We start from the raw sequence: 20,396 nt of genomic DNA, 5'->3' as shown, positions 1-20,396 counted from the left end.
ACAATAAAGTTGCTTTACTAAAATTTGTTAGGTGAGTTGGAGTGTTTGAATGGCTACAGCAATTGAGAACAGAGCTAGACAACTTAAAAACGCTAAACGTGGAGGATATGCGCCAACCATTGCCAAAGACGTAAACAAACATAAAGTACAAAAAATAAGGAGAGCTCTAGACGAAGCCCGGCGATATGTGAGTGAACTAAATGACGAAACGGTTATCTTTGACGATCAGGACGCAAGGCAAAAGGCAGAAGGAGCCAAAGCAATTATTGAAATGTTTGAAGCAGCTTTAAGCGGTGCGTGAGCAGCAACAAACTAAAACATAATCATAAAAGACCTTGCTGAAGACACGGTTAACGTTCTAGCCCCTCGACTAGGCAACTTGGTTATTCAGCAAGGCAGTAAAATAAAAATAATTCAAATATTTCTATATTCTATTTTTTACTCAAAAAAACAAAAAATACCGGTCAAATAATATTATTGATGAGCATAATTTTTTTAGAAAATTATTACCAACTATAAAAATTTTTCGGATTGAAAATGTGATGGATTTTACATTTTTATTCATTGCTGTGGTTCGTTATGGAAGTCAGTTTCAGAACACTCTTATAGATTACATTTGGTATTTCAACACTTACATATTGCAATAATATATTCATCATACTTCCCTAAAAGTCTGATCAATCGCGATGGTCAATATAAGAGGGAAGGAAATATGCCAAAATTTCTAATAATTGCCGAGAAGGTTTATAAAAAACTAGAAGAAGATAAATTGTTTTCAGATAACCTGATCGAACAACTAAATAACTTGGTCAGTATTATTCGTAAAGAGATAAAGGGAACTCCCTGTAAACTCAAATACAATTTTATCGATTTTGAAGAATGCCTAAGTAAACCTTTAAGTGAATGCACGATTAAACTCGACATGAGTTTAATGCCTAAATATAAGAATAAGGGTGAATATATTATGTGGCTAGCGAGCTTTATTGAAAGAATCACGGTTGGCGGGCAGCCAAAATTACCACCACTTTCAAGTATTGTGCCAGCCGACTTTAACGTAAAAAAAGAAGCTCAGACGATAGTTGAAAATAAAAAATCAGTATCGGAAGAAAATGCAAAGATGATTGTGAATTATTTTAATTCTGAAGAATATCAGAAAAATAATAAAAAAATAAATCTGGTTTAAAACCATATAAAAGTGTGTGTCCACCGCACTTTTATAATCGCTGGAAAATTTCAGCAACCGCCTTCTGGGGCGGTTTTCTTTTGCCATATACATACTTAAACAATTACATCATAAAAAATTCCATAACTTATCTGCATAGCATGTTAAGTTTTTCTACACATCTATAAAAATTACGGAAGGGTTTAAACATGAAATGTTCATATCAAGATCTAGATGGAAATATAGTCGAATTAACTTGTGAAAGTTATATACATATACCGTCAGGTGCCAGTGGAAACAAATTGGGAATAGATAATAGGGCAGAAGACTTAATACATATCACTGAAGATTTTAGTTTTTTTAAGAAAACAGAGGCAGATTCAATACCACTCTATCGATTCGCTGTAGATGCTAATTACAATGTTTTTAATAGTGATGAGCTACCAGCTTTGGCCCAAATTGGAACAGATTGGAAAGTGCTTAATAAATAACTTTGCGATTGTTAGGTAGCCTATAAGCTAATACTTTAATATTTTGTAAAATTTATCGAATAGTAAATATTTAACTTATCTTAATACAGGTATTATAAATAGCTAACTGAAAATATAGTCTAAATATTTATAGGCAGTTTTAGACTAGATGTTGATTATATAGAGAGAAAGAACATGAAGCGCCTTATTATATTATTTCTATTAGCTTATGCTACAAGCTCCTTTGCTCAAGTGCCATTCGAAGTCAGTAAAAGTTGTTTTGTAGTGAATGGTAGAAATATTACTGAGCCTTGCTTACTTTCTTCTACAAATAACTCGACATCTAACTTTGAAAGATTAACTTTTGCTAATACAAAAGTTTTTATTAAAGAATCAAATATTTGTTCAAATAACGATTCATGTGTTTCTGTAGGAAGTAATTTGTCGAATTTAAAAGATGCGACTATTTATTATCGTGATTTAAAAACAAAAAAAATTATTGAAAAACCGGAAAAAGATTCGTGGACCTGCTTTAAGCAAACAATTGATAAATTAGACTTTTGTATTTCTTATAATTAATAAAATCTATTTTTAATAAAGAAAATTCTAAACTATTCTTGGGCATTAAATGCTTCATGGTAGCTTACATCACCTTTAGGAACATAATTTTGAAAACTTAAGGCTTGGAAGTATTCAGGGGGCACACCAGATAGTTTTAGGTCAGGGTATACCTTAAAACCAAAGCGACTGTAATACTTTGGATCACCTAATAAAACACAACCTTTTGCGCCTGATTTTTTTAATTTTTCTAAAGAGCTATTCATAAGCAATGATCCAATGCCTTGTCCTTGCTTATTCGGCACGACAGAAATAGGTCCTAAGCCATACCAATTCTTTTCACCTGATGAAATTTGCACTGGTGAAATTGCCACATGCCCAACAATAGTATTATCTTCAACCGCAACTAAAGACACTGTAAGTTGTTTATGCTTTCTTAAACTATTAACAATAAAGTGTTCAGTATGGCTCGTATGTTCAGCATTTAGAAATGCCGCTTTAGTCAATTCTTCAATTTCTTTAATATCTTCTTCTCGCTCATCGCGAATAAAAATATTCATTTTAAGTTTGACCTGTTTTTATCATCGAATTCTTTATTTTTAGCATCAATCGGCTTAGTTAGGAATAAATTTCAATCATAAAAACTTGTATAGGCCATAAATAAAATAAATGAAAGTAATATTGATAATCAGTATCAAATGATAATTATTCTTTGTATTATTCATGTAATTTTTTTAAAGCTACTTAAAGATTATGCAAAGGACTACGAAACACTTTCAAATTAATGCATTAGCACTTGCTATAGCAATGAGCACAATTTCAGTGCATGCAGAGACTGATCAGCAGACTTCGGAATATGGAACTCTTCCTACCATTAAAGTAAAAGCTGGAAGTGGCGAAGAAAATGAAAAAAGTTATATAGCAGGGAAAACAGAAACAGCGGTTCCACTGGGTTTATCCGTTCGTGAGGTTCCACAATCTGTTTCTGTCATTACTCAACAGCGTTTACAAGACCAGCAATTGTCAACTTTGGTTGAGGTCGCCGAAAATGTTACAGGGGTAAGTGTTAACCGTTATGAAACCAACCGAGGTGGAATCTATTCACGTGGTTTTGTAGTAGATAACTATATTATTGATGGTATTCCCACCACATATAGCTTGCCTTGGTCTTCAGGTGAAATTTTCTCAAGTATGGCCTTATATGATCATATTGATGTAGTTCGAGGGGCAACAGGTCTTACATTTGGTGCTGGAAATCCATCTGCTGCGATTAATATGGTTCGTAAGCGTGCTACGAGTACAGAGCCAACTGCTAACGTAGAAGTGAGTGCAGGGAGTTGGGATAATTACCGTGTTATGGGTGATATTGCCAACTCCCTTAATCAATCAGGGACAGTACGTGGACGAGCAGTGGCCCAATATGAACAAGGCGACAGCTATACCGACTTGTTGTCTAAAGAAAAGCTAACTTTACTGTTAAGTGCTGAAGCAGATTTATTTGAAAATACCCTTTTATCGGGTGGGGTAACTTATCAGGAAGATGATCCGCGTGGACCAATGTGGGGAGGTTTACCTGTCTGGTTTAGTGATGGCACAAAAACGAACTGGTCTAAAAATACCACTACAAGTGCTGACTGGACACGCTGGAATGTTAAATATACCAACCTATTTGCAGATTTAACTCATAAATTTAATGATAACTGGTCAGCTAAACTGTCTTATTCTCATGGTAAGCGTGATGCTAATTCTAAACTTTTATATGTTTCAGGTAGTGTAGATAAAAATACTGGTCTAGGGCTGTCTCCTTATGCATCAGCGTATGACCTTGAGGTAGAGCAAGATAATGCTTCTTTGCAGCTCAATGGTAGTTTTGATTTGTGGGGCTTAGAGCAAAAGGTTGTTTTGGGTTATCAATATTCCAATCAGGACTTTACAGCATATGCTCGTTCAACTGGTACAAAAATGGATATTGGCAATTTCTTTGAATGGAACGGCAGTATGCCTGAACCAGTATGGAATGCACCTACACTCAATGAGAAATATAATATTGAACAAAATGCACTATTCGCTGCGACTTATTTAAATCCGATTGAGCCTCTAAAATTTATTTTAGGGGGACGTTTTACAAATTATGAAAAGAATATATATGGTCGTAGTTCATCCATAAAATATGACCACGAATTTATTCCTTATGCAGGTATTATCTATGATTTCAATGATGTCTATACTGCATATGCAAGTTATACCAGTATTTTTCAGCCTCAAGACAATAAAGACTTTGATGGAAACTATTTAGACCCGGTTGAAGGAAACAGTACTGAAGTAGGCTTAAAATCTGCATGGTTTGATGGACGTTTGAATGGTACTTTAGCGCTTTATCATATTAAGCAAGACAATTTAGCTCAGGAAGCAGGACAAGTTACTCGTAACGGGGTAAAAGAAACCTATTATCGGGCAGCAAAAGGTGCGACGAGTGAAGGTTTTGAATTTGAAGTAAGTGGACAAATCACACCAGACTGGAATATTACAACAGGTTATAGCCAGTTCTCTGCCAAAGATGCAAATGATGCCGATGTTAATACCCAACTTCCTCGTAAGATGATTCAGACATTTACCACCTATAAATTACCGGGCAAATTAGAAAACATAACCGTGGGTGGCGGGGTAAATTGGCAAAGCAGTACTTATGTTAATGCTAAGAATCCGAAGAAAGTTATTGAGAAAGTTGAGCAAGGAGATTATGCACTTGTAAACCTTATGGCTCGTTATCAAATTACAAAAGATTTTTCGGCTCAGCTTAATATTAACAACGTATTTGATAAAAAATATTACGGTGTTTTCCCGGCATATGGCCAAATTACTTTAGGTGCCCCTCGAAATGCGGCACTAACACTACAATATAAGTTTTAATGAAGTTATTTTTTTAAAGCACCTAAGGGTGCTTTTTTATAATTCTAAAAAGAGCTAAGTATCAAAAGAGTACTGGTTTTCACCTCTATTTTTTACCATTTGATAAAATTATTTTTAACTAAAATTTTACCGTTCGTCTGCTAATTAAGATAACTAAGTCATGAATTTATATATGAAAATGTGATGGATTTAACTTAAATTTATTTGCTTAAAAATTATACTAATTGATAAAAAATATAACTTGGCTATATTCCAAGAACATATTGCAGAGTTAGCAATATGCATTTCTAGGATGGAATAAAAATGAAAATAAAATTATCGAAAATAGTAATAGCCAGCTCATTATTGATATTTGCAAATATGAGTTATGCAGAGGGAGTAAAACGGTTTTCTGTCTCGGCAGGTTGGTTACATGTAATGCCTCAAGGTAAAGCTAATCCATTTAATATCAATACAAGTGTTAAAAATGGAACAGTTGCTAAAGTTGGAAGCATTTCGCCGACCAGTTTCTTAAACTCCGTTGATCCTAATGCTACAGAGGTAGATGTAGGCGGTGAACCTTTTAATCAAAAAGAGTTTCTTGAACTCGCTTTAAATGATGACTTTTTAAAAGGGCTCTTACTTGATGAAGAAGGCAATATAAAACCTGAGGTAGCAGGTGAGGCAACGATTCAAGGGTTAGAGCAGTGGCATCAAAATGATGCCGGCCTTGAAGTAGATGACACAGACACATTAGGGCTTATGTTTAACTATTACCTCAATGACAATGTGTCTTTACAATTTATTGGAGGCATTCCCCCTAAAGTCGATATTAAAGGTCAAGGTGAAATCTTGGCACCATTAAGCGGTGTCGCGTTGTCACCACATGAATTAGTTAAAATTCTTTTTCCGAACGGCATTACCTTAGGTCAAGCAGTCCCGATTACCAATTTAGGCAATAAACCTAAAGCAGCTAGTGTTCGTGCCTGGACCCCTGCAATTGAAGCACAATATCAATTTGGGAAGAGTGGGGTGAACAAGTTTAGACCTTATTTAGGTGTGGGTTTAATGTATGCTCATTTTAATGATATTAAGCTAAATGACGAAATTCGTTCTGACCTGATCTCTGCAGGTCATATGATTCAAAATGTATTAGATGGTAAGGCTGGGGCTGCCTTGGATCGTAAAGAGTCTAGTGGAAATATGGTGGTTAAAGTAGATGCAGATGATGCGATTGCGCCTATATTTACTGCTGGTTTTACTTATGATTTTAATGATTCTTGGTATACAGTTGCCTCAGTATCTTATGCAAAACTAAATAATCGAACACAAATTGATGTCATTAACCAAAATACGGGCGCTCGCTTAATTCATGGGTCAACTAAAGTTGATATTGATCCGATCATTACATATTTAGGGGTGGGCTACAGATTTTAATTTTTTAATCATTTGAAGCAGTATCCTGAAGATGAATTCAATAAACTAAAATCTTTGGGATACTTTTTCATTTTACATTTCTTTGTGAACACTACAAAAAAGTCTATAAATCTATGCTGATCGTAATATTGATAGCCAGTATTTATAAGCTAATCAATTAAAACTGTATGAGGTGAGATATGACTAAAATTATCGCTACCCTAGGTTTAGCAGCAATCGTTTCGCTTTCTGTGGCGGCTTGCCAAGGTGAGAATGATACTAAACAGCAAGATAAAACCACGACTCCACACTCAATGGATAAAGACTCCTAATTTTTATAAATTTTAAAGCCTATCGTTAGATGGGCTTTAAAATAGCTTTGCTGTGTCTTGCTATTCCTAGCTATTGTTAGGGATCAAACTCATCTTGCGTTAATAAGACAGCCCTAGAGAAAAAAATATGAATCTTCTTTTATATGTGCCAGTTGGTTTCCATAACTTGCATTGAATTAAATACGGTTTTTATAGGACATGTACTTAAAGCCACTTTGATAAAATGACTCATTATGGCCATTATCATAAATTTCGACTGTAAAATTTAAAGGGCTGATAAGTTAAGTTTAATGATACTCACTTTTGAATAGCGATGAAATAACTTACAAATCCAAACGCTACTCATCAAATCTATACATAAAGTTAAATTTAATAAAAATTATCTTTCTTATAATAATTTAAAAATAATTTTGAGGACTAAAAATGAAAAAAATCATTAAAATTTTATTATTATCTAGTTTGATTTTATCTATACCATTATCGGTAGTTGCTAAAAATGTTGAGACTAAAGTAAGCTTTTTAAAAGGTTCTTCTCAAACTACGTTAACCGGAAAGTTTCAAGGTTATGATGATGTAAGATATCGAGTTTTTGCAAAAAGTGGACAGATTTTAAAATTTAATATTAATAGTTATGGTAATTTAGCTTATATTAATATTTTTGCTCCAGGTCAAAAGCCTGGTAAAGACAAGCCATTATTCGTGGGTTCGACTGTAGGTTTTTCAGGTGAAGTAACGCTACCTGTTGATGGTGATTATATTGTTCAAGTTTATCAAATGAAAAAAAACGCACAAAGAAATAGAGCAGTTTCTTTTAATCTAGATCTACAAATATTAGATAATAAAAAATAAAATGATAATTAAAAGATTAATATAAAAGCTCTAATAGTTAGAGCTTTTATATAGGCATAAAAATAGCGTAGTGTTAATTTAAATAAATTGAATCAACAATCCCGCATTTTTCAACAAAACTTAAATCATGTGAAACTAATAGCACAGCACCTTCATAACTAGAAATAGCATTTGCAAATAACTCTCTTGACTCGATATCTAAGTGGTTTTCTGGTTCATCAAGTAGTAAAAGTTCAGGCATAGGCTGAGCATGGCTCAAACCTAGTAAAGCAACTTTTAACTTCTCACCACCACTGAGTTGAGCTAAGGGATATGTGCTTTTATCACCACGAATCCGAAGCTGACCTAATAAATTTCTCCACTCTAACTCAGAAATATTTGGGTTAATATTTCTTAAGTTTTCAACAGCAGAGAGATGGTCTAATAAAAAGCTGAAGTTCTGGTCGAGATAAAAGCAATTTACAAACAGTTTAATTTCATCTGTAGCAGTTACAGCAGATTGATCAATCTGTTTCAGCAAAGTTGATTTCCCAATACCATTTCGGCCAACCAAATGAATCTTTTGACAAGCTTTTAAGGCGAGATGAATTGGTTGTTGTGTCCCATAGTTGAGTTTTACGTTATCAATTCTAAGAATTTCTCCTGTTCTTTTGTGTAAAGAGGGGAATATAAATTGTTGGGGCTTAACAGTTTCTAGAAGTACTTTTTTACTCTTCAAGTCTTGCTGGCTTTGATCGATTTGACGCTGATGTTGAGAATGAATTGCTCCTAGGCTTTGCCCAGCCTGTTCTTTTTTAAAATCGAGCAAAATTTTAGCTTGCGAGTTTGAGTCACGAAGTTTGTTGCCAGCACGCTCACGTTTTTGGGCTTTCATTAAAACTTCATGCTGCTTTTGCTTCATGTGCTTAACTTCACGTTGATGCTGATGTACTGACTGTTCTAAAGCCTCGATTTGGGACTGATATTGCGCATAAAATTTTTCATAATTTCCTGTAGTGTGCTGTAGGCCATGCTCATTTAAGTGATAAATATGGTCGACTTCATTTAACAAAGTCAGATCATGACTAATAATAAGAGCGCCTACTGGATGTTTCTTTAACTGAGCAATTAACCACTGTCTAGCTTCTTGATCGAGATGGTTGCTTGGCTCATCAAGTAATAGGTAATGATCAGTTTTTAAAAATAATGCGGATAAGGCTAACTTGGTTTTTTGGCCTTCGCTTAGCTGCTTAACAGGAAAGTCTAAATCGGTTGGTAGCTGAGCAGACCGTAGTAAAGCCTCCCAAATATTAGGAAGATCCCAATGTCCTTCTAACAAATCATAATCATCGTATTCAGCTTCGCCTTGTTCCACTCTTTGAAAAGCGTTGTAAAGATGGTTGACCTCTAAAGCTTCTGCAATTGTGTCTGATTGGAGACGAGTGAGCTGAGATAAATATGCATGGTTTGTTTGCCAGTTTATTTGACCACTTATATGCATTTCTGTAGTGGGTGAAATCTTGTGAAGCAATTGCATAAGTAAAGACTTACCTTGACCATTGCGGCCAATTAAGGCTGATACTTGATGATGCTCAAGTGAGAAATTCAATTCTTTAAACACCACTTTTGAAGGAAACTCCAAAGTGAGTTGTGATATTACACATGCCTGCTGCTGAGTCATAAGAACCTCATAAATACAGGATGTACAAAATAGGAGTGTAAAGCTTTAAATAAAGACGCTAAGTCACTAAAGAATAGTCTATTTTGCACATCAAAAAAGAGAAAATTGATGAGAAAAAAGACTTACTTCATTGGCGTGACTCACAAAATAGAGGGAAAGAGAACAATAGTGTATAACGGTTTTTAAGCTGTGTAAAACTTATGCATTTTTTATGATAAAAAGCCTAATCAATGGATTAGGCTTTTAGTCGACTCAGCAATTATTCTTTTACCACCAAAACTTGGATTTTAGTGCTGTTTAGAACATCTTGCGCAAAACTACCCAAAATAAGTTTTTGGAAACCTTTACGACCATGTGAACCAATAACAATCAGGTCTGAACCCAACTCTTCTACAGCTTTAAGAATGCCATCAGATGAGATTTCACCTTGAATAATTTGTGTTTCAATATCAACACCTTCTTCAGCGCATAGGGCTTTTACTTTCGCAAGTGTTTTTTCTGCATTAGCACGCGCTTCAACAAAATAATCTTTTACAACAGGAGAGATGTAATAGAAATCGACACCACTAAACGGGTCCACTGCAACCAGACTAATTGCTGTAAGTTTACTACCAAAAGCTTTAGCGATATGGGCCGCTTGTCGTGCTGCTGCCAAAGAAATCTCAGAACCATCTACAGGTACAATAATATGTCGGTAATTCATAATGTTATTCCTCTTATTTACAAGTTGTTATATGTATGAAGCTTTTCTTACTTAAAGATTAACACATTTGTTTAAAGGTAGAAATCAATTCAATTCACTTGTAGTTAAATTAAATGGGATTTAAGTATATATTTGATTTTTAATGCTTTTATCTGATGATGATAAAGAGGGAGTTGAGACTATACCAAATTTAATTTTTTAGAAGAACTTTACAATAAATTACCTTTCATATTTTTGTCACACAGAAATCGTATAACCAAATCATATGTAAGGGGGAAGTAGTAAGATATGGCAGATTTAACAGCAAAGAAAGTCAGTAAACTTATCGAGGAATTTCGCCAAACTGGTAAAGAGCCAGAAAAGCTAGTGATTGGATATAAAACTTATGCAAGACTCATGGCAGATGATAAGTTTGCAGAAAAAGTTGTTCCTTCGTTAGAAAACTCAAAAGATCGATTATATAAAAATCTAAAAATAAAACTTATTACTGAAAAACATTATTTTGAAGTTAAATAAAATATAAATGTGATATTTATCACATTTATATTTTTGTTGTTTACATTTAGTAGGAATTATTAACATATTGTTTTTAAGTTGATACAAATATAGGGTGTAATCAACATTTGAAAACAGCATTCCTTTACAGACTCGATAGAATAAATTGCTTTTATTTTTAAGTAGTGGAATAAATTGAATGCCAAGTATTAGTGTAATTTTATTTTATATTTTAGCTATTTTAGGCTTTTGCTCTGCTGTGGGAGGATTATTAAGTTTAAGCATGTTTTTAATCATCATCGGTATTGGGCTTATTTGTGCAGCTTTTTTGCTAAAAAAAGAATTTAAAATTGATGTTTTATTCTGGAAATAATCATTGGTTATAAATGATCAAATTAATAAATATAATTAGTTTTCACCTCATACAAATGAGGTGTAATTTAAATATTTTAATATGATATATATTATTTTAACTTAAATTGATGTGGCTTTTATTTTTCAAAAATCTTATTACAATTCTAAATAAAATCAGAAATTAAAAAATACATTAAGTATTTAAAAATAAAAAGATTTCAATTACGATGAAAGACCAATAAATTAGTTACTGTGGCATTAGGTAAAAAATAACAAAAGCGAGGTGAACACATGACCTATAAATATGAATATGCAGGGTTTTGGTTAAGATTTGGCGCAATGATCATTGATACTCTTATTCTTTTTTTAGCAATTATTCCAGCCGCATGGATCTTTTATCATGGAGATTACGATCTCATATTTGCTACAGGTATGAGTAGTAAACCGCAAAACTATTGGTTTGATATGATCGTAAATTATGCATTTCCATTTTTATATACTGTTTTGTGTTGGATCTACTTTGCAGGGACTCCAGGAAAACGTCTAATGCGTTTAAAAGTTCTCGATGAAAAGACAGGTAATAAGTTAACTTTCGTACAATCTCTCATTCGCTATATCGGATATATTCCATCTATTTTAGTGTTTTGTATCGGTCTTATTTGGGTCGCATTTGATGCTAAAAAACAAGGATGGCATGACAAGATGGCTAAAACAGTGGTGGTTAGAGAACTGTGAGTTATAGTCACTGATGAATTAATAAAAAATTACAAAAAAAATCTTGTGCCTTGTAGAGTAAAACCTATACTTGCCGCGAGTTTATTTAACGGAGATCCTAAATGGGTAGTTGTTCGAGGTTCGAGTTTAATTATCAATTAAACCAAAGCCAATACTGAGCAAGGTAACCTTTAGGAGAGGCTATCTTGCAATGAGATAGCTTTGTTAAAAATTAGATTAAACCTATACAAATTACTTGATTTGTAATCATTCACTTCAGCATTTATCTGTTTAGTTTCTCGCTAGAAATGGGGAGAAGCCAATGTTTTTATACGCTTCCATACACGACCGTTATATCTACCAGATTTTAATCTTGGTAAACAATTCGTCTCATGCGATTCAAAGCATTCGGACCATGTTCAGTTATGTGACATTCCGTCAACGTTGGTCTGGCTTTGGGCTAATTTTCTCTTCTTCATCGTAAGTCTACGATCTCCTATTCCTTTCTAAATTAAAAAATTTAAAAGACTTTATTTTCAATAAGGTCGAGAGCTTTGTACGCCTAAAAAATGGAGGATTTCGTGATGAAATTCTGGCAACGACTCTTCACATCATTTTTACAAAGATTTCATTTGATGCGTTTTTTCGGTCGTAATCGATCTTTTAAAGAGCTACATCAATCTAGTTATGCTCAAGAAATTAGCAAAAATTTATCTAAGCGTTTGCTTAATGCGTCAAGGGCTCAAACGAATGATCTATTAAAACAATTCGATACTCATTTGATGGGGCTTACAGAAGAGCAAGCGTATACCCAACAAATGACGGTGGGACTTAATGAAGTTACTCATGAAAAGCCATTAACTTGGTGGCAACACCTTTGGTATTGCTACCGTAATCCGTTCAATATTTTACTTAGCCTGTTGGCACTAATTGCTTTTTTTACCGATGATCTAACAGGTTCAACCATTATTAGTGTGATGGTAATTCTTTCAACACTACTTCGTTACTGGCAAGAAGCAAAGTCAAATCAAGCTGCGGATGCCTTAAAGGCAATGGTGAGTAATACTGCTACTGTATTGCGCCATCAAGTCAGTGCAGAAGATTTAGAACTTATGCATGAGCGTTATGGCATTGATACTAAAAACCAAACCACTCACCAATTTGAGATACCAATTCAGTATTTAGTACCGGGTGATGTAATTTTATTATCTGCGGGTGACATGATTCCTGCGGATTGTAGAATTTTGTCTGCTAAAGATTTGTTTGTCTCTCAAGCTGCAATGACTGGTGAATCAATGCCTGTCGAGAAATTTCCGTTGCAGAAAAATCTCGAAGAAACCAGTGCTTTAGAGCTTGATAATATTGTATTCATGGGGACCAATATTGTTTCTGGTTCAGCTCAGGCAGTGGTTTTAAGTACGGGTATTCAAACATATTTCGGTGCATTGGCTCATCGAGTCACGGCTACTGATCGGAGCACGACTGCATTTCAAATGAGTGTCAACAAAGTAAGTTGGTTGCTCATTCGCTTTATGTTGGTGATGGCACCTGTTGTACTTTTCATTAATGGCTTCACCAAAGGCGATTGGGCCGAAGCATTTTTATTCGCATTATCTGTAGCTGTCGGTCTTACTCCAGAAATGCTACCGATGATTGTGACTTCAACTTTGGCAAAGGGGGCGGTTTTCTTATCTAAAAAGAAAGTGATTGTTAAACGTCTAGATGCGATCCAAAACTTTGGTGCCATGGATGTTCTATGTACCGATAAAACTGGAACTCTAACTCAAGACAAAATCTTTTTATCTCAACATATTGATGTTCAAGGCGAGAAATCAGACTTTGTACTCATGCAGGCATTTTTAAATAGTTATTATCAAACAGGCCTAAAAAATTTGCTTGATGTAGCTGTTTTAGAAGCTGTTGATGATCAGATCAAAATACAGAAGTTACGTTACAAGAAGTTAGATGAAGTTCCTTTTGATTTTGATCGCCGCCGTATGTCAGTCGTGGTACAAACGCCTCAACAAAAAGCCCGTATGATTACCAAAGGCGCAGTTGAGGAAATGTTAAAGGTTTGCCGTTATGTCGAGGTAAATGGCAAAGTAGAGCCTTTAACAAAGCAACGTGAAGTAGCAATTGAGGCATTAACTCAACGCTATAACCGAGATGGTTTAAGAGTGGTGGCAGTAGCGTATCGTGAGTTTAAAAATCATCAGGAAAATTATTCAGTTGTTGAGGAAAATGATCTGATTTTAATAGGTTATATTACTTTTCTTGATCCACCTAAAGAGTCTGCCAAAGAAGCTGTACAGAGTTTACATGCCCATGGTGTAACGGTAAAAGTGCTGACTGGGGATAATGAATTTGTCACCCAAAAAGTGTGCCGAGAAATTGGCCTGAATTATGATCAAGTTTTATTGGGCGGTGTAATTGAAACCTTAACTGATCAACAACTCAAAAGAGCAGTAGAGCAATACCACATTTTTGCGAAATTAAGTCCGGTTCACAAAGAACGTATTGTTGAGCAGTTAAAAGCGAATGGTCACGTGGTTGGTTTTTTAGGAGACGGTATTAACGATGCCGCTGCTATACGTGCTGCCGATATTGGTATTTCAGTAGATACCGCAGTAGATATCGCTAAAGAGTCTGCAGATTTAATCTTGCTTGAAAAAAGCCTGATGGTTCTTGAAAAAGGTGTGATTGAAGGTCGTAGAACTTTTGCCAATATGCTGAAATATATCAAAATGACGGCGAGTTCAAATTTTGGTAACGTTTTTTCGGTACTTATTGCGAGTGCTTTTATTCCATTTTTACCAATGCTGCCTATTCACTTACTCATTCAAAACTTACTTTATGATGTTTCACAAATTGTGATTCCTTTTGACAATGTGGATGAAGAGTTAATTGTAAAACCACAGCGTTGGCAACCTGAAGAAGTTGGCCGCTTTATGGTGGTGTTTGGACCGATTAGCTCCATTTTTGACATGATTACTTTTGGGTTAATGTGGTTTGTATTTTCAGCAAATACTCCTGAACATCAGACGCTATTCCAATCAGGCTGGTTTGTGGTGGGGTTACTTACCCAGACATTAATTGTCCATATGATCCGCACAGCTCAAATTCCATTTATTCAGAGTCGTGCCGCGACTCCATTATTAATAATGACAGCGGTGATTATGTGTATCGGGATTTTCTTACCAATGGGTCCTTTAGCAAGCTATTTAAAACTACAAGCTTTACCTTTAAGTTATTTTTTATATTTACCTGTAATTTTAGGTGCTTATATGTGTGTTACTCAATGGGTAAAGAAAATCTATATCCGCCGTTATGGCTGGCAATAAAACAATAGGTGCAAAATGAAATTGCAATTTCTACAACATACAGACTTATCAAATATTATTGATACTTTAATTAGTCTCTCGGCTGCTTTTATTTTAGGGGCGTTAATTGGGTTCGAACGTCAGTATAGGCAACGTACAGCTGGTCTTCGAACAAATGTTCTAGTTGCGGTAGGTGCAGCAATTTTTGTAGATATTGCAATTAATCTTACTGGAGCAGATGGAGCTGTTCGGGTAATTGCCTATGTTGTTTCGGGTATTGGTTTTTTGGGTGCGGGTGTCATTATGCGCCAAGAAGGCAACATCCACGGTTTAAATACCGCAGCGACTTTATGGTGTTCTGCGGCAGTAGGTGCTGCCGCGGGTGCTGATTTAATTATTGAAGCAATATTGGCGACAGCCTTTATTTTATCTGCCAATACGCTATTAAGGCCGATTGTCCATATTATTGACCGTCGTCCGTTAGACGATGACACAGAAGTTTTACATGTAATTTACATTATATGTGACCGAAGTCAGAGCAAGGTTGTTATGGATGAATTAAACCTAACCTTAAAGCATCATAATTATCCTGCTAAAGATATTGATGTCACACCTTTTGGAGAAAAAGAGGTTGAGATAGAAGTAACGCTAATTGCAACTTCAATTGAAGCAGAAGAAGCACAACACATCATTAATCACTTAAATGCAATGCCGCAAATACGGCAAGCATTTTGGGATAAAAACACAATTAATTAATTTAACGAGAGTTTACGCTTAATTTTTTATGAATTTCTCTAAATGATGAAGCGGAAACTCTTTCGTTTAAGCCTTATTTTTTAGCTTTAAATTTAAGGACTATAAATACAACAATACCGACAACCAGTCCCCAGAAAGCTGAACCAACACCGAAAAATTGGATACCTGACGCACTACATAAAAAGGTAAATAATGCCGCTTCGCGGTCTTCAACTGGACCAAACGCAAGCGCAATGTTGTGACTAATCGTACCAAGTAAGGCAATGCCTGCTAACGCTACAATAAAAATATGAGGAAAAGACATCAGTAAGCTTGTGAGGGTTGCAGCAAATAGCCCCATCAACACATAAAAAAAGCCACAGCTTATACCCGCAATATAACGTTTGCTTAGATCAGGATGAACTTGGTCATCTAAGCTTACGGCAGCACTTATCGCAGCAATATTAACGCTGTAACATCCAAAAGGTGCGAGCACAACTTGAGTTAAACCAGTCCAACCAATCAGTTGATTAACATGTGGTTTATAGCCATAACTCTTGATCATGGCTATACCAGGTAAATATTGCGACGCCATGCTAATCACAAAAAGTGGTAATGCTAAGCCTAAAAGTGCTGACCAGCTAAATTCAGGACTAATCCAAACGGGTTTAGCCAAGGACCACTCAAGAGTAGGCATATGAAAGTTTAAAAAGACAGGGCAGAGGGCAATACCTGCCAAGGCGGTAAATACAATGCTGTAACGCGGCCATAATCTTTTTGTAATGACATAAATAGCGAGTAAAGATAAAACAAATATCCAATCATTTTGCAAGCTCGCGAAAAGCGAAATCCCAAACTTAAGCAAAACTCCGGCAAGCATGGCACTGGTTAAGCTTTGTGGTATATAGGAAAGCGCTTTTTGGAATATACCTGAAAAGCCTAAAATCGCAGTAAGTAAACCACCTACTAAAAAAGCGCCAATTGCTTCATTTAAACTATAGCCACTACCTGTTGCCATAATTAAAGCGAGGCCCGCAGTTGACCAAGCTGTTGCTACGGGATATTTAAATTTCCAAGAAAGGATGAGTCCTGATAAACCAATACCTAAGCCTAAAGCCCAAAACCATGAGGTGATTTGTTCAGATGACGCACCTAAAGCTTGAGCAGCCTGAATCACTAAAATAGCCGAAACACTAATACCAATAAGAAAGGTAATAAAACCAGCAAATACGGCTGGTATTGAGAAATCTTGAAGAATCTTTTGCATAGCTAAATGTTCTAAGTCCCTGAAAAATTAATATGTTTCTGCCTATGTTTTCAGCTAGGTAAATCTAACAATTTTTTTTAAGAAGGTGCTTTCTATTTTTGACTTTAAAATGAAAGAATATTTTTTAAATAGCTATTAATGATATTATTTATTTCATAACAAACGGTGAATTTGGGATATTGTTTTATGGATGAGCAGGCTGAAAATTTATCACCTCTTGAATTGAAAATTATGCGCTGTTTACAAGAGAATGGACGTTTAAGTAATGCTGAACTGGCAAAACTTGTTGGCATTAGTACTTCGTCATGTTGGAACCATACTCAGCGTCTTTTTAAGATTGGGGCCATCTTGGATGTGCGTGCTCGAATTAATCCGGGTATGGTGCAACGTGAGACTATTGTTTTGGTCGGAGTAGTGCTGGATCGCTCGACACCTGATAGCTTTCAGGCGTTTGAACAAGCAGCAGGTGATTTGGAGAATGTTCTAGAATGTTACTTGGTTGCCGGAGAAGTCGATTACTTTCTAAAAATTCGTGTTAAAGATTTGGCTGCTTTTAACCGTTTTCATAGTGAAAAAATTATTGCCTTACCTGGGGTAAGACAGGTGAGGACATTTTTTGTGCTCAATGAAGTTAAAACAGATGGCATGCTGGCATTTTAACAACTTAATAAATTCTGACTTCCTTGACTCGGCAGCTTACATTGTTGAAGTTGCCAGCTTTAAGCCAAATCCGAAAAATAAAATGCCAACTAAGAAAATTCCGCTTGCTGCAATTTTATGGTTTTGTTTGAAAAAAGTTGAAAGTTTAATTCCAGAGAAAATAAGCGCAGTTAAATAACTAAAGCTAATAATTTGTAAAATCACCGCTAAAATTAAAAAGCTTAAAGCTGGATAGGCATAATCCGGTTCAACAAACTGCACAAAGAAAGACAGGAAAAATAAAATCGCTTTAGGGTTGAGTAAACTAATACTTAAGGCTGTTTTATAAGGGTGAACTTTATCTAAAGCAGGTAAATCAGCCATTTCTGCTTGGGGTTGATTACGTAATTTCCAGCGTTGGATGCTGCCTTGTAAAAGCTTAAAACCTAAATAAGACAAGTAAAGTGCGCCGACGAGTTTGAGTACGATAAAAACCCAAGGGAATGCTTTTAATAAAGAAGCTGCACCAAGTACAGTACAGAGCATTAAAATTAAGTCACCGGTAAAAATACCAAGTGCCCCCATATATCCGGTTTTAATACCATAGCGTGAAGCAATAGACATCACATAAAGAGAATTGGGTCCTGGCAATAACACAATTAGGAATGTACCAATAATATATGTTGTTAAGTCTGTTATGCCGAACACGAGAAACCCAATAAAAAACCGATTTTTGTCATGATAACAAAAATCGGTAATTTTGTATGAAAAGTGCAGTTTTTAAGATTTAATTTCTGCATCAATTCCAAAAGATTGACGTAATAAAAGACTTAATTGATCTCGCGCTTTAATAAAGCCATCAACACCACCTTGTAAAAGTTGGAATGCCATTAAGTCATGGTTAAGTTCATCTTTAAAACTTTGCTCATCTTGAGCTGGTCTAACAATCGCTTCTGCCTGTTTTGCTTTGTTTGCATCAAGTGCTGCATCGACTGTACGCGTATCTTGCTCAAGCTGCGTTAGCAAGCTTGGAGAGATCGTAAGCAAATCACATCCTGCAAGGCCTAGCACTTGGTCGATGCTACGGAAGCTCGCACCCATGACTTGAGTTGGAATATTTTGCTGCTTGTAGTAAGTGTAGATTTTCTTAACTGAAACCACACCTGGATCTTTCTCGATTGGGTAAGAATCTACACCTTCAGCTTTTTTGTACCAGTCTAAAATACGGCCTACAAAAGGTGAGATTAAAGTAACTTTGGCATCTGCACACGCTTGGGCTTGATGTAAACCGAAAAGGAGAGTGAGGTTACAAGCAATACCTTCAGCTTCAAGCACTTTAGCCGCTTGAATACCTTCCCAAGTCGATGCAATTTTAATAAGAATACGTGACTGATCGATCCCATACCCTTTATAAAGCTCACATAATTCATGCGCTTTTTGAATGGTCGCTTCGGTGTCATATGAAAGTGCAGCATCGACTTCTGTAGAAACACGGCCTTCAATGAGTTTTAAAATTTCTACACCAAATTTTACGGTTAAAATATCAATGGTTCTTTCAATCAGTTCATCATTTTTATAGCCTTCTTCTTTGGCTTGATAATAAGCATCTTCAATGAGCTCTTTACTTTCTGGTTGTTCTGCCGCAGCGGTAATTAACGAAGGATTCGTTGTAGCATCTAAGGGACGAAATTTACGAATTGCTTCAAGGTCGCTACTGTCAGCAACAACGATCGTTAATGTTTTTAATTGGTCAAGTGCTGTATGAGTCATTGATATTCAACATCTTCAATAAAAAATCTTATGTTTTCTTTATAGCACAAACTCTATCCATACTGTCGATATATCAATTGTTATGTTTCAAAGAAAAACGTTTAGGTTCTGCATCTAAATTGAAATGATTTTAGGGAGCCGGTTGCATTCGCTTATTACGAATATAGTCAATCAAAAACCGTGCAGCAGCTCCGAGTTCACTTTCGCGGCTCCAGACCAAATCAACGTAATATTCAAATCGAGGCGTAAAATCAAATACATCTAATGCTTTAAGCTTGTTGTTTAACTCAGGATTTTCTTTAAACATCTCTTGTGGCAGTACACCCCAACCTAAATTACGTAAAATCATTAAGCAAGCAGAGTGGTGGTTATCTGTACGCCAGTAATGTTTTGAAAATAATAATTCGGGTTTTAATGTTTCATCTCGACTTGCCACCACAATTTGTCTTGTACCTAAAATCTGCTCATATGAAACATGCTCTTGGCTTGCGAGCGGATGGGTTTTTGAAATAACTGGAATTAAGGCTTCACGTTTGAGTTCAACAAACTGTTCTCTATTGTCTAAATGCTCACGTTCAAACATAAGGGCCAGTTGGGCAGTTCCATCTAACAACATTTGAAGCGCATCTTCTTGAGGGGCAGACACAATATTAATTTGTAGATCGGGAAAGCGACTTTCTAGCAGGCAAACATAGTCGGTCCAATTGGTATGTAACAGCTCAGACACCACAACAATAGTAAGATTAGGTTCCAGCCCAGTACTTAATGCATGCGCGTGCTGTTTCCATTGATTCATTTCAATCAATAGTTGCGCCGTTTTTTCATATAGCACTCGTGCTTCGGCTGTAGGAGTAGGTTCACGGCCTTTACGTTCAAATAAAGTCAGGTTCAGATCAATTTCTAAATTAGCAATCGACATACTCACAGCAGAGGGGACTTTACCGAGTTTCCTTGCTGCTGCTGAAAATGAACCTGTTTCCATAACGGCTTGGAACATGAGTAGTTGTTCTTGATTAATATTCATCTGTCAAAAAAAATGAAAGAACCTGATTGGATTAATCAA

Annotated in this window: 22 protein-coding genes; 15 read left to right on the top strand and 7 right to left on the bottom strand. The window is 35.6% G+C overall.

All coding sequences use genetic code 11. The annotated features are described in order from the left end of the window. Positions 1-49: 49 nt before the first annotated feature. The 4 genes from MKL36_RS04225 to MKL36_RS04210 all read left to right on the top strand — a co-directional run bounded on the left by MKL36_RS04225 (position 50) and on the right by MKL36_RS04210 (position 2,211). Entirely contained in the window at positions 50-301 is a 252-nt protein-coding gene (locus MKL36_RS04225; RefSeq protein ID WP_000179474.1) for a hypothetical protein, read from the top strand. 411 nt (positions 302-712) lie between these two features. Next, complete coding sequence (locus MKL36_RS04220) at positions 713-1,183, top strand: hypothetical protein (RefSeq protein WP_001123845.1); 471 nt, start codon at positions 713-715, stop codon at positions 1,181-1,183. Positions 1,184-1,371: 188 nt separating this feature from the next. After that, on the top strand, positions 1,372-1,653 hold the full coding sequence (locus tag MKL36_RS04215) for a hypothetical protein (RefSeq protein ID WP_000650376.1): 282 nt from the start codon (positions 1,372-1,374) through the stop codon (positions 1,651-1,653). Between the two features lie 174 nt (positions 1,654-1,827). Continuing rightward, positions 1,828-2,211 (top strand): hypothetical protein, encoded by a 384-nt coding sequence (locus MKL36_RS04210; protein WP_000825561.1) that lies wholly within the window; start codon positions 1,828-1,830, stop codon positions 2,209-2,211. 32 nt (positions 2,212-2,243) lie between these two features. Here MKL36_RS04210 and MKL36_RS04205 read toward each other — a convergent pair whose 3' ends face one another. Next, the gene (locus MKL36_RS04205; protein ID WP_021510441.1) at positions 2,244-2,750 is read right to left on the bottom strand and encodes a GNAT family N-acetyltransferase; all 507 of its coding nucleotides are present in this window, start codon (positions 2,748-2,750) and stop codon (positions 2,244-2,246) included. Positions 2,751-2,943: 193 nt separating this feature from the next. On the opposite strand from MKL36_RS04205, the gene MKL36_RS04200 reads away from it, so the two are divergent. The 4 genes from MKL36_RS04200 to MKL36_RS04185 all read left to right on the top strand — a co-directional run bounded on the left by MKL36_RS04200 (position 2,944) and on the right by MKL36_RS04185 (position 7,676). After that, positions 2,944-5,100 carry a TonB-dependent siderophore receptor gene (locus MKL36_RS04200; protein WP_021510442.1) on the top strand — a complete coding sequence of 719 codons (2,157 nt, stop codon included), beginning with the start codon at positions 2,944-2,946 and terminating at the stop codon, positions 5,098-5,100. A gap of 303 nt (positions 5,101-5,403) precedes the next feature. Further along, positions 5,404-6,516 carry an OmpW/AlkL family protein gene (locus MKL36_RS04195; protein ID WP_004736587.1) on the top strand — a complete coding sequence of 371 codons (1,113 nt, stop codon included), beginning with the start codon at positions 5,404-5,406 and terminating at the stop codon, positions 6,514-6,516. 179 nt (positions 6,517-6,695) lie between these two features. Further along, positions 6,696-6,827 (top strand): hypothetical protein, encoded by a 132-nt coding sequence (locus MKL36_RS04190; RefSeq protein WP_000161254.1) that lies wholly within the window; start codon positions 6,696-6,698, stop codon positions 6,825-6,827. Between the two features lie 423 nt (positions 6,828-7,250). After that, positions 7,251-7,676, top strand: a complete 426-nt coding sequence (locus MKL36_RS04185; RefSeq protein WP_000720290.1) for a hypothetical protein — start codon at positions 7,251-7,253, stop codon at positions 7,674-7,676. A gap of 73 nt (positions 7,677-7,749) precedes the next feature. Here the strand turns inward: MKL36_RS04185 and MKL36_RS04180 are convergent, their stop codons facing one another. Next, positions 7,750-9,336 carry an ATP-binding cassette domain-containing protein gene (locus MKL36_RS04180; protein ID WP_021510443.1) on the bottom strand — a complete coding sequence of 529 codons (1,587 nt, stop codon included), beginning with the start codon at positions 9,334-9,336 and terminating at the stop codon, positions 7,750-7,752. Between the two features lie 259 nt (positions 9,337-9,595). Beyond that, positions 9,596-10,039, bottom strand: a complete 444-nt coding sequence (locus MKL36_RS04175; RefSeq protein ID WP_001109442.1) for a universal stress protein — start codon at positions 10,037-10,039, stop codon at positions 9,596-9,598. Between the two features lie 288 nt (positions 10,040-10,327). On the opposite strand from MKL36_RS04175, the gene MKL36_RS04170 reads away from it, so the two are divergent. The 6 genes from MKL36_RS04170 to MKL36_RS04145 all read left to right on the top strand — a co-directional run bounded on the left by MKL36_RS04170 (position 10,328) and on the right by MKL36_RS04145 (position 15,678). Next, on the top strand, positions 10,328-10,555 hold the full coding sequence (locus tag MKL36_RS04170) for a hypothetical protein (protein WP_000774578.1): 228 nt from the start codon (positions 10,328-10,330) through the stop codon (positions 10,553-10,555). Between the two features lie 178 nt (positions 10,556-10,733). Then, positions 10,734-10,907, top strand: a complete 174-nt coding sequence (locus MKL36_RS04165; RefSeq protein WP_001139332.1) for a hypothetical protein — start codon at positions 10,734-10,736, stop codon at positions 10,905-10,907. Positions 10,908-11,179: 272 nt separating this feature from the next. Next, positions 11,180-11,623: an RDD family protein gene (locus MKL36_RS04160; RefSeq protein WP_000221476.1), complete on the top strand. Its 444-nt coding sequence runs from the start codon at positions 11,180-11,182 to the stop codon at positions 11,621-11,623. A 301-nt stretch (positions 11,624-11,924) separates the two neighbouring features. After that, positions 11,925-12,086: a hypothetical protein gene (locus tag MKL36_RS04155; protein WP_001983688.1), complete on the top strand. Its 162-nt coding sequence runs from the start codon at positions 11,925-11,927 to the stop codon at positions 12,084-12,086. A 100-nt stretch (positions 12,087-12,186) separates the two neighbouring features. Next, positions 12,187-14,943 carry a magnesium-translocating P-type ATPase gene (mgtA, locus tag MKL36_RS04150; RefSeq protein WP_086374161.1) on the top strand — a complete coding sequence of 919 codons (2,757 nt, stop codon included), beginning with the start codon at positions 12,187-12,189 and terminating at the stop codon, positions 14,941-14,943. 15 nt (positions 14,944-14,958) lie between these two features. Then, the gene (locus MKL36_RS04145) at positions 14,959-15,678 is read left to right on the top strand and encodes an MgtC/SapB family protein (protein WP_000775740.1); all 720 of its coding nucleotides are present in this window, start codon (positions 14,959-14,961) and stop codon (positions 15,676-15,678) included. A 73-nt stretch (positions 15,679-15,751) separates the two neighbouring features. Here MKL36_RS04145 and MKL36_RS04140 read toward each other — a convergent pair whose 3' ends face one another. Next, entirely contained in the window at positions 15,752-16,924 is a 1,173-nt protein-coding gene (locus MKL36_RS04140) for a benzoate/H(+) symporter BenE family transporter (RefSeq protein ID WP_021510445.1), read from the bottom strand. Between the two features lie 186 nt (positions 16,925-17,110). On the opposite strand from MKL36_RS04140, the gene MKL36_RS04135 reads away from it, so the two are divergent. Continuing rightward, entirely contained in the window at positions 17,111-17,584 is a 474-nt protein-coding gene (locus MKL36_RS04135) for an Lrp/AsnC family transcriptional regulator (RefSeq protein ID WP_000344220.1), read from the top strand. A 36-nt stretch (positions 17,585-17,620) separates the two neighbouring features. On the opposite strand, the gene leuE is transcribed toward MKL36_RS04135, so the two are convergent. From leuE to MKL36_RS04120, 3 genes are all read right to left on the bottom strand, one after another. Then, positions 17,621-18,271 carry a leucine efflux protein LeuE gene (gene leuE / locus MKL36_RS04130; protein ID WP_000467074.1) on the bottom strand — a complete coding sequence of 217 codons (651 nt, stop codon included), beginning with the start codon at positions 18,269-18,271 and terminating at the stop codon, positions 17,621-17,623. 72 nt (positions 18,272-18,343) lie between these two features. Next, complete coding sequence (tal, locus tag MKL36_RS04125) at positions 18,344-19,333, bottom strand: transaldolase (RefSeq protein ID WP_000149842.1); 990 nt, start codon at positions 19,331-19,333, stop codon at positions 18,344-18,346. Between the two features lie 130 nt (positions 19,334-19,463). After that, positions 19,464-20,357: a LysR family transcriptional regulator gene (locus MKL36_RS04120; protein ID WP_001024738.1), complete on the bottom strand. Its 894-nt coding sequence runs from the start codon at positions 20,355-20,357 to the stop codon at positions 19,464-19,466. Positions 20,358-20,396 lie beyond the last annotated feature (39 nt).

The organism is Acinetobacter sp. AOR12_HL (assembly GCF_027855275.1).
GTDB classification, from domain to species: domain Bacteria; phylum Pseudomonadota; class Gammaproteobacteria; order Pseudomonadales; family Moraxellaceae; genus Acinetobacter; species Acinetobacter baumannii.
The sequence above is the reverse complement of the archived record's forward strand: the minus strand, read 5'-3'. Positions and strand labels throughout refer to the sequence as shown.

What these genes read in the sequence shown, in the direction of transcription:
- MKL36_RS04225 (WP_000179474.1), top strand. Translation starts at nt 50, where the DNA reads ATGGCTACAGCAATTGAGAACAGAGCTAGACAACTTAAAAACGCTAAA.
- MKL36_RS04220 (WP_001123845.1), top strand. Translation starts at nt 713, where the DNA reads ATGCCAAAATTTCTAATAATTGCCGAGAAGGTTTATAAAAAACTAGAA.
- MKL36_RS04215 (WP_000650376.1), top strand. Translation starts at nt 1,372, where the DNA reads ATGAAATGTTCATATCAAGATCTAGATGGAAATATAGTCGAATTAACT.
- MKL36_RS04210 (WP_000825561.1), top strand. Translation starts at nt 1,828, where the DNA reads ATGAAGCGCCTTATTATATTATTTCTATTAGCTTATGCTACAAGCTCC.
- MKL36_RS04205 (WP_021510441.1), bottom strand. Translation starts at nt 2,750, where the DNA reads ATGAATATTTTTATTCGCGATGAGCGAGAAGAAGATATTAAAGAAATT.
- MKL36_RS04200 (WP_021510442.1), top strand. Translation starts at nt 2,944, where the DNA reads ATGCAAAGGACTACGAAACACTTTCAAATTAATGCATTAGCACTTGCT.
- MKL36_RS04195 (WP_004736587.1), top strand. Translation starts at nt 5,404, where the DNA reads ATGAAAATAAAATTATCGAAAATAGTAATAGCCAGCTCATTATTGATA.
- MKL36_RS04190 (WP_000161254.1), top strand. Translation starts at nt 6,696, where the DNA reads ATGACTAAAATTATCGCTACCCTAGGTTTAGCAGCAATCGTTTCGCTT.
- MKL36_RS04185 (WP_000720290.1), top strand. Translation starts at nt 7,251, where the DNA reads ATGAAAAAAATCATTAAAATTTTATTATTATCTAGTTTGATTTTATCT.
- MKL36_RS04180 (WP_021510443.1), bottom strand. Translation starts at nt 9,336, where the DNA reads ATGACTCAGCAGCAGGCATGTGTAATATCACAACTCACTTTGGAGTTT.
- MKL36_RS04175 (WP_001109442.1), bottom strand. Translation starts at nt 10,039, where the DNA reads ATGAATTACCGACATATTATTGTACCTGTAGATGGTTCTGAGATTTCT.
- MKL36_RS04170 (WP_000774578.1), top strand. Translation starts at nt 10,328, where the DNA reads ATGGCAGATTTAACAGCAAAGAAAGTCAGTAAACTTATCGAGGAATTT.
- MKL36_RS04165 (WP_001139332.1), top strand. Translation starts at nt 10,734, where the DNA reads ATGCCAAGTATTAGTGTAATTTTATTTTATATTTTAGCTATTTTAGGC.
- MKL36_RS04160 (WP_000221476.1), top strand. Translation starts at nt 11,180, where the DNA reads ATGACCTATAAATATGAATATGCAGGGTTTTGGTTAAGATTTGGCGCA.
- MKL36_RS04155 (WP_001983688.1), top strand. Translation starts at nt 11,925, where the DNA reads ATGTTTTTATACGCTTCCATACACGACCGTTATATCTACCAGATTTTA.
- mgtA (WP_086374161.1), top strand. Translation starts at nt 12,187, where the DNA reads ATGAAATTCTGGCAACGACTCTTCACATCATTTTTACAAAGATTTCAT.
- MKL36_RS04145 (WP_000775740.1), top strand. Translation starts at nt 14,959, where the DNA reads ATGAAATTGCAATTTCTACAACATACAGACTTATCAAATATTATTGAT.
- MKL36_RS04140 (WP_021510445.1), bottom strand. Translation starts at nt 16,924, where the DNA reads ATGCAAAAGATTCTTCAAGATTTCTCAATACCAGCCGTATTTGCTGGT.
- MKL36_RS04135 (WP_000344220.1), top strand. Translation starts at nt 17,111, where the DNA reads ATGGATGAGCAGGCTGAAAATTTATCACCTCTTGAATTGAAAATTATG.
- tal (WP_000149842.1), bottom strand. Translation starts at nt 19,333, where the DNA reads ATGACTCATACAGCACTTGACCAATTAAAAACATTAACGATCGTTGTT.
- MKL36_RS04120 (WP_001024738.1), bottom strand. Translation starts at nt 20,357, where the DNA reads ATGAATATTAATCAAGAACAACTACTCATGTTCCAAGCCGTTATGGAA.